At 46.0% G+C, this 8,663-nt stretch carries 7 protein-coding genes; 5 read left to right on the top strand and 2 right to left on the bottom strand.

Going from position 1 to position 8,663, the window contains the following annotated elements; all coding sequences use genetic code 11:
* Positions 1-124: 124 nt before the first annotated feature.
* On the bottom strand, positions 125-2,281 hold the full coding sequence (locus IQ270_RS25590; protein ID WP_193975982.1) for a CBS domain-containing protein: 2,157 nt from the start codon (positions 2,279-2,281) through the stop codon (positions 125-127).
* A gap of 148 nt (positions 2,282-2,429) precedes the next feature.
* On the opposite strand from IQ270_RS25590, the gene IQ270_RS25585 reads away from it, so the two are divergent.
* Complete coding sequence (locus IQ270_RS25585; RefSeq protein ID WP_193975981.1) at positions 2,430-5,003, top strand: PhoD-like phosphatase; 2,574 nt, start codon at positions 2,430-2,432, stop codon at positions 5,001-5,003.
* A 147-nt stretch (positions 5,004-5,150) separates the two neighbouring features.
* Here the strand turns inward: IQ270_RS25585 and IQ270_RS25580 are convergent, their stop codons facing one another.
* A complete protein-coding gene (locus IQ270_RS25580) occupies positions 5,151-6,554 on the bottom strand; it encodes an S-layer homology domain-containing protein (protein WP_193975980.1) in 1,404 nt (467 codons plus the stop codon).
* Between the two features lie 76 nt (positions 6,555-6,630).
* Here IQ270_RS25580 and IQ270_RS25575 point away from each other — a divergent pair, with 76 nt between their 5' ends.
* The 4 genes from IQ270_RS25575 to IQ270_RS25565 all read left to right on the top strand — a co-directional run bounded on the left by IQ270_RS25575 (position 6,631) and on the right by IQ270_RS25565 (position 8,478).
* Positions 6,631-7,176, top strand: a complete 546-nt coding sequence (locus IQ270_RS25575; RefSeq protein ID WP_193975979.1) for a hypothetical protein — start codon at positions 6,631-6,633, stop codon at positions 7,174-7,176.
* Positions 7,177-7,475: 299 nt separating this feature from the next.
* On the top strand, positions 7,476-7,607 hold the full coding sequence (locus tag IQ270_RS32060) for a hypothetical protein (RefSeq protein WP_255532486.1): 132 nt from the start codon (positions 7,476-7,478) through the stop codon (positions 7,605-7,607).
* 39 nt (positions 7,608-7,646) lie between these two features.
* Complete coding sequence (locus tag IQ270_RS25570; RefSeq protein ID WP_193975978.1) at positions 7,647-8,108, top strand: BON domain-containing protein; 462 nt, start codon at positions 7,647-7,649, stop codon at positions 8,106-8,108.
* Positions 8,109-8,307: 199 nt separating this feature from the next.
* On the top strand, positions 8,308-8,478 hold the full coding sequence (locus IQ270_RS25565) for a hypothetical protein (protein ID WP_193975977.1): 171 nt from the start codon (positions 8,308-8,310) through the stop codon (positions 8,476-8,478).
* The last annotated feature ends 185 nt before the right edge of the window (positions 8,479-8,663 follow it).

Below are 8,663 nucleotides of genomic sequence, written 5' to 3'. Positions count from 1 at the left end.
ACTAACAACTAACAACTGCCCACTAACAACTGCCAACTAACAACTAACAACTAACAACTAACAACTAACAACTAACAACTGCCAACTAACAACTAACAACTGCCAACCGCCAACTAACAACTGACTAATGACTGCTGGCGATCGGAATTTCGATCGCAAATTCAGTCCCCTGTCCAACTTCCGAAACGCATTCGAGCCGCCCTCCGTGCTTTTCTACCACTAAGTGGTATGAAATAGACAGTCCCAAACCCGTACCCTTGCCGACTGGTTTGGTAGTAAAAAACGGATCGAATAATTGGCGGCGAATGTCATCCGGTATGCCCCGCCCGTTGTCAGAAATGCGGATCGCTACAGAATCGCCAACAACTTCAGTGCGAATTGTTATACCGGGAACAGTCAATCGAGAAGTAGGAGTTGATGGCGGTGAATTTTTCCCATTTCTACTCGCCCACTCCCCATTATGGATTTCTTCATCCAAAGCATCTATCGCATTGCCGAGAATATTCATAAACACTTGATTCATCTGACCGCCACAGCACTCGACGCGGGGCAAATCGCCGTATTCCTTAATGATTTCAATTGCTGGATGTCTGCCTTGAGCTTTGAGCCGGTGCTGCAAAATCAACAAAGTGCTGTCTATTCCATCGTGAATATCAACGAGTTTGATGTTAGATTGATCCGATCGCGAAAAATTTCGCATCGACAGAACTATTTGGCGGATGCGTTCGGTTCCTACTTGCATCGAAGACAGCATTTTAGATAAGTCTTCGACCAAAAAATCAATTTCCATCTCTGCTGCTGCTTCCTGAATTTCCGAGACAGGTTCTGGATAGTGTTTCTGGTAAAGATCCAAGAGTTTAATTAATTCTTTGATGTAATGATTGGTGTGAGAAAGATTGCCGTAGATAAAATTAACGGGATTGTTGATTTCGTGGGCAATGCCGGCGATCATTTGTCCCAAAGAAGACATTTTTTCGGTTTGGACTAATTGACTTTGAGTTTGCTGCAATTTTCGGACAGTTTCCTCTAATTTATGGGCTTGATTCTTCAAGCAAGTTTGCTTTTTTCGCAGCACTTCTTCGACTCGCTGGCGCTTGATAATATCTCGTCTCAATAATTCATTTGATTCTAAAAGTTGGGCGGTGCGTTCTTCAACTTGTTTTTTTAAGTCGTCGTGAGCTTGGCGCAGGGCTTCTTGGGCGCGCTGCTTCTCTAAAATTTCTTGCTGCAAAAGTTCGTTGGTTTTGTGCAGTTGGGCGGCTCTATCGTCTACTGCTTGCTGCAAAAGCTCGATCGTTCCGTACATTTCAGATTGGTTAAAAACTTGTGGCAAATTTGTGAGAGAGATAACGCCCAAAAGTTCTCCCTGACTGCCAACTACTACTAAACGTCGGACTCCGTGCCGCTGCATTTCCTGGTGGGCGCGGAAGAGGGAATCGCCGGGAGATATGCAAAATAAGGGTGAACTCATCGCCTCAGCCGCCGAGATTTGGGAGAGGTTTAATTCGAGGGCGTGAAACTGTACAATGTCGCGCTCGGTGACAATGCCGATCGGCAGAAGGTATTTTTCTATTGGTACGATCGCCCGCTGTGGATGTTGAATCGGTGCTTCGACAATGACGACGCAACTAACTCGATGTTTGACCATGAGCTCGGCTAAATCGAGGGCAGAGGCAGTTTTTGGGGCCCAAATAACTTGCTTCGTCATCACATCTGCTGCACAGCGTAAATTGGTAAGTAAGTTGATTGGTTGCAGGGCTTCGTGAATGGCTTCGCGGGTGATGAGGCCGACAAGTCGATCCTCCTCATCCACTACGGGCAAATGCCGGATTTGGTGCTGGCGCAACGTGAACATCGCTGTGAAGATGTCCTGAGACTCGGATTGTTTGAGGGTAATTGGCGATCGAGTCATTACGTCAGCAATTGTCAGTTTGATGGCACAAGCTTCGACGGTAGTTAGTTTGACGATATCCCGTTCTGTAAAAATGCCGATCGGGCGATTGTCTTCCACAACTGTGACGCAACTGCGCTTGGCAGGGCCCGGAACAGCCTTTTGTTTTTCGTTACAAATCTTACAGGAGACACGCATCGGGTTCATGAGAGCCAACACTTCGGCGATCGGGGTTTCTGGAGCCACTGTCAGGGGGTGGCGGTCGATCGCTCGATCTAAAGGAGACGAGGAAATCGGTGAGCTGTTGCGCTCTACAGGGGGTTCTGATGGCTTAATTGCTGGCAGATCAACTGAATCTAGGAAATGCTGTAAATGTTGTTCTTGTAGCATGGTGATTATTAATCTTCCTTAATGAATTGTTACATTTTTGCGGACAGGAGTTGGCAGACTTAGCATTGGTTAAGGGTGACAGATGCTCGACCGCCTGAAATCTGATTGCTAGAAAACCCCTGATTTAATTTTTATTTTTTCAAATCCTATGTCGTGGACACCATTAAATCATCGAATTCATCACTTGCCGCTCATCCTTGCGGGCCCGATTTTGCGCCGCACCCAAACTCAGTCGGTGACTGTTTGGCTAGCTCTGAAAGCGCCCCGCCAAGTCGAACTCAAGGTTTATTCGACTGAGGGCGGCACCGGCGAAATTGTCGGTGCGCCCTTGCTTCAAGGTGCGAACTCTACCGTGCAGCTCGGCAAGTACCTGCACGTAGCGGCCGTGACTGCTAAACCAATTAACAGCAGTGTTTTGACATACGGACAAATTTATGCGTATGACATTGAGTTCGCTGGGGTTGGCGAGTCGCTGTCGGTTGCAGGCCCAGAAAATCAGAAAGAAAATCTCCTTTCTTGTCTGTGGTGTGCTTCCCCTGATTTGTCGGCTTTGGGGCCCGAGACGATCGGTTATTTCGCTCACGGATTGCCGACTTTTGCCCTGCCCCCGCAGGATTTAAACTATTTGCGTATCGTTCACGGTTCTTGTCGCAAGCCCCACGGAGACGGCAGAGATGCGCTGCCAATCTTGGATAATTCGATCGAACAATTTGCAGGTATGGCAAATTTACGGCCCCACCAACTGTTTTTAACCGGCGACCAAATTTACGGCGATGACGTTGCCGATCCGATGTTGTGGGCTTTGACAGATGCTGGCGATACGCTTTTGGGCTGGGAAGAGAATCTGCCCCTGATGAATGATGCCCAAATAAAAAAGAATTTGTGTATCAGTATACCTAAAAATTCGCCAAACGAAAATGTAGTTGCCAAAGAAAGGGAAATTTTTAGAGAGTCGCCGATTCGGAAACAATCTGAGGCTGAGTCTGATTACAAAAAACCAATTGAGTTGCAGCCGGGAACTCGCAGCGATATTGCCAGAGATTTTGGTGGCTTTACGGCGATGTTGGTGAATAAACCGGATAAGGCTAAAAGTCACTTGTTTGGTTTGGGGGAATATTGCGCCATGTATTTGTTAGTTTGGTCGCCTGTACTTTGGTGTACGAGTTTTCCGAAGGGTAAACATATTTGTGCAGATTCTGGGCGGGCAAAAGTCTGGGATCGAGAAGTTGTTGAACTTGATGGTTTTGCTCGCAATTTGTGGAGGGTGAGGCGGGCGCTGGCTAATATTCCGACTTATATGATTTGTGACGATCATGATGTTAGCGACGATTGGTATTTGAATCGCGAGTGGTGTTACCGGGTGCTGGGTAAGCCGCTTGGCCGCCGGGTGGTGCAGAATGCTTTGCTGGCTTATGCTGTGTTTCAGGCTTGGGGAAATACGCCCGCACAGTTCGATCGCGAAAATGTCGGAGATAAGTTATTAAAGTCTGCCGAAAAGTGGTCGAATTCGGCTGGTACTGATGTTTCTGTTTGGGAGGAGGCGGCTTCGTATTTGGGAATTCCGGCGGTTGATATTGAGACTGGTTTGCCGAAGTTTAAGTTAGATGAAGATGTTTGGATTTTGGATAGGGATTGTGACGGTGCAAGGGAGGTTTTGAGTTGGCATTTTACTGTGAGAAGTTTTAAGCATGAGGTGATTGTGCTGGATACCCGGACTTGGCGCGGCTATCCGGTACAAAGTGCGATCGATCCGCCGATGCTTTTGACTCACAAGGGTTTTGAGGAGCAAATTCAGCAGCCTTTGCGGGAGACTGATTTGCTGAATAAAACTGGGGAATTTGCGATCGAGGCGACGCTGGTAGTTTTGCCGACTAATTTGGTGGGTTTGTGGATTATTGATGCGGTGCAAAAGCGGGATGTGGAACAGGGAAAGGTTTTTAATAGCGATGCGGGGGATGCTTGGAATTTTCATAAATTGGCTTTTGTGAAGCTGTTGTCGGAGTTTTTTAAACAGCGCGCGAGGGTGATTATTTTGACTGGGGATATTCACTATGCTGCTGCTGTGAGGCTGAGTTATTGGTCTGACAAGCATTTTGGCATTTGTCGCCCGGATGCTGACTGTGTGCCACCTGGATCTGAGTTGGATCTAAAATCTCAAATCACAGATAGGAAATATTCTGTGTTGGCGCAGTTAACGGCTAGTGCTTTGATTAATGAAGAGTGGAAAACTCATGTAATTCATACTAAGATTAAGTCGCTGTTTCCCGAAAGATCGCACGAATGTTTGGGATGGAATGAGCCGCTGGAGTTGGTGAAGATTTCGAGGAGGGGCAGGAAGAAGGCTGTGGCTGCTGCGGTGAGGGACAGGCAATCTTTTCCTGACTGGGGTTATCGAATTGATTGGATTAAACGACAAAGAGCTCGGGTGTTTTTGCTGCATGAAAATGGTGAGCCGTCAAGTAGGTCGCATAAAAATAAACAATTGTCGCGGCTGCACAGGTTGTGGAATTGGATAGCGCTGTTGTGGCGCAATCGCTGGCTGCAAGAGGGTGATGAGATTGTGGGATACAGTAATATTGCGATCGTCAGTTTTCAGTGGCCGGCGGAACCTGATGGAGAGAAGGCGGTGATCCAAAATGTCTATTGGCGGCCGCTTTGGGAGCCTGAGCGTGTGGTTTACAGTCAGTATTTTGTGGCGCTGGGATTGGATGAAAATGATTAGAAACCGGGCGGTGAGAAACCCGATCGCCCATCAACCGAAAAAGGCGATCGCGATCGGCCCCAGAAACCGGGTTTTTTACGACGATACTTGATTCTCGTCCAAAAATTAGGTAAAAAAACCCAAAAACTTTTAAGCACCAAAACAACACTACTGAGCAGGTTGAGACTTTGCTTGCAGAGCATCTTTAGCTGACAATCCCCCATCTTGAGAACCAAAATACCACAAACTAGCAGCAGCTTCGGCGCGAGTCACGGATTTGTTGGGCTGAAAGAGAGTTGTAAAACCAAAAACTCGGCGAATATTTGCCAAATCTCCATTGTTAAAATCAGCTAAAATTGCCCGCGAGGCTTGGGAGTCAATTTTAGAAGCATCTTGAAAGCCCCACTTTTCTTTCACTCCCTCTATGTTAGCTGTCGGTAAAATTTGACGAGTATCTAAAGGCACTTTCCAAAGAATCATTGTTTCGCGAGTTAAAGGTGCATCGGGGCGAAATTTCACATCTTTAGTGTCTCCTGAAAGCGAACTCGGAATTAAACCTGCTTCTGCTAAACCTTGAATTACTGAAAAATCTGGGTCTGTTTTGGATACGTCAGAAAAAGCGGGTTTGGTAGAGTCTACTGCTAATCTAATTTGTTTGCCTTGACGGCTGGCATAAATCTGGTTGTTTGCTGCTACTAACCAGCGGGCGTATTCGCGACGGGTGATAATTTTGTTGGGTTTGGGCAAAGCGCTGTTTGTTTCTAGGTTAGCATTTTCTGTAGATCGCACTTTCAGCACTTCCAACTGAGACAAATCTGCCACATACTGGCGCAACTGTTGAGGAATTTGGCTGTCTAATTCGCTAACTTTTGCTGATTTTGGCGGAGTCGGTGTCGCTGGAATAGTTTCCTCTGAATTAGATGGAGTTGGTGAAGCGGTTGGAGATGGGCTAGACTCGGAATTGTTAGGTTGGGGACTGGTGGCAATTTCTGAGTTCTCTTTGCTGTAGTCGATCGCAAATTCTGTAGAACCCCCTACTTTCTGAGTAGGAGAAAGCGACACTGTTACCCGCAAATTCTCTCGGGTTGCGACTAAAGCACCTTGTCCGTCGGCGCTGGGGCTGCTGACTATTTCCCAGTTGCTGCGCCCAAACTCTGTAGAGTAAAAGTTCTGAACCGAATTAACCGGATCTGTGCTTTCCCAGCGCAGCCGCACAGTTTTTGGTGGCGGATCGGTTTGCCCGCCAACTTCGATTAACTGAGCGTTAGGATAGAGTGGAATCTCTGTGGGGAAATCGGGAGGAAGTTTGGCGGTTGTGCTGGTTTCGACTGCTGTTGCTGGTGGCGGGGAAGATAAAACCGCTGGATTTTGTTGTAATTTGGGATCGGCGGCTAAAGATTCTTGCAGTGCTTTGCTGTTGGGGCTGTTTGCACAAGCTGTGACACTAGCCAGCAGACACGCGGCCAGCCAAGTATTTACTAGATGAGCAAGTATATTGGTTTTATTGGTTTTATTGGTTTTAGCTAGCCCGATCGAATTGCCTTGTCGTTGAGTAAATATAGTATTCAGCATAAATCCCTCGTTTGCGGATATCTTTCTAGGCTAGCGCAGATCGATCTGAAAAATATAAAATATAATTTTTATCCAAATGAAATTGCTGCATTTATTCCTAGTTACTGCTGCATTACTTGTCTGGCCTGTCAAGTTTGCCGCCCCGGCAAAAGCTCAACTAACCCCGCAGCAGGCTGCCTTTCCGATGCCAGAGTGGCAGCCATTTTGCTCGCCAGTGGGTCTGTTTGCGATCGATATGCCGGGAACTCCTAAAATTAACTCCGAAACTTTTTCAACTCAAGTTACCGCTCATACATACAGGTCAATCTTAAAAAACAAAGATACTTATTTACTTCAATACTTTGACCTAGATTTTCGACTCAGCAACAACAATATCAAAATTACTTTAAATAATGCCGTTGATTTCTTTGTGGTGGGAGCGAATGCTAAATTGCTGCAAGTGCGGGATATTTCTCTCGGCAGCTATCCGGGAAAAGAATTTGAGTTTCAGCCGCTTTCCCCCACTGAACCTGTAGGTGTAGGTCAAGTTTTTTTGGTAGAAACCCGCGTTTACGGGCTGGTTGTGACTGCCTCAAAACCAGAAAATGCTCAAAAATTTATTGACTCTTTTCGTTTGTTTTGAACCCGGAAGTTCGGCAACTAATTGTCTACTGCATTTAACTGATTTAACCGAGGTCGCTAAGATGTTCGAGGTTCGAGGTTAAAATTACTTGGGAGCGGCAATTGAACTATTAATAAAACTTATGCTGTTCAATTTTGTTTGTACTCAAATATTGGCTCTGCTAACGAGAGATGTCGGCATCAACCGGGTTTTTGAGGAATACTGCGTCGGGGACTAATTCAGTTAAATTTGACCAACTACCTTGTGTTGTTTTTTGTACTCTATCTAACGACATAGATAAAATTTATATCTGTAGAGCGATGAAGCTGCTTGATCAAATTTATATATTTGATATAAGGATTTTTGCGTATCAAGCACAAACCCCGATCGCCAACAAAGATTCTGTCAAAGATTCTGTCAGGAGCGACGAAGTGCTCAGCAGCGAAGTCTAGACTCATCTACAGCTTATTACCCGGAGGTTATTACATATTATGAACAAACTAACACCATTTCTCCTCAGCGGCATCCTATTATTTGGAGCTGCAGCTTGCAGCGACGGGGCTAAAACTAGCGCTGACGCTCCTAATTCCACTACAGAAGCCGCCAGCCCGCCCCCAGCGGATACTGTTCAAAAAAGTCAGTCCGACGCCACTAGCGAAATTCGCAAAGCCCAAGCAAATTCTGATATCAGGGCGCGAGAACAGCGCAACAACATCACCGGAGGCGATGCAATCAGAGCTGATGGCGACCTCCAAAGTGAAGTTCGCTCCAAGTTGGAAGTCAACATCACTAAAGGTCAGCTAACTGTTGACGCCAAAGACGGTGTTGTCACCGTAGCTGGCACTGTTCCCAATCAAGAAGATTTAGCTAAAATTGAGCCGCTAGCTAAAGAAATTAAGGGTGTCAAAACGGTGAATGTTACGGCTACTGTAGCCCCTGCTGCGGCCAAATAGCCTAGCAATTAATAAATTAGAAGGAAGAAGAAAGAAGGAACAGGGAACAGGGAAAGAAGGAAGAGAAAAAAGGAAAGTTGGGCATTGAAAAGATAGCTTTCAAAACCGATCGCAACGCGGGCACAACTCTTCCGGGCAAAAGGGTTTTAAGTTAAAAAGTTGAAGATTTACGCAGTCAAAACTTATAACTAAAAAACTCGTGGAATACCTGCGATTTCCCATTTCCGATTTCCGCTTCCTGAAAATTTGGGTAAACCTGCCTGAAGAGAGAGAGCGAGGTTATTCCCAGCGACCGATGAAAAATGTGGAAAAACAACGACTAAATGTGATTGATGGCAGCAAACAGATCGGAAATTCTGTAGTTGTGTAAAAGTAGTTTATTTTGAAGGAGAAAAAAATGGCTTTAGGTCAAAACAAGCGAGCTGTAGGAGCTTTTTCTAATTACCGCGATACGGAACTAGCCCTGATGGAACTGCAAAGTACCGGCTTTCCGATGAATAAAGTTTCGGTAGTTGGGGAAAATCTCAATGGCAACGAAATTGGTGGCGCTAGAAA

This window comes from Microcoleus sp. LEGE 07076 (assembly GCF_015207455.1).
Classification (GTDB): Bacteria; Cyanobacteriota; Cyanobacteriia; order Cyanobacteriales; family Microcoleaceae; genus Microcoleus.
This window is presented reverse-complemented; position numbering and strand designations above follow the sequence as displayed.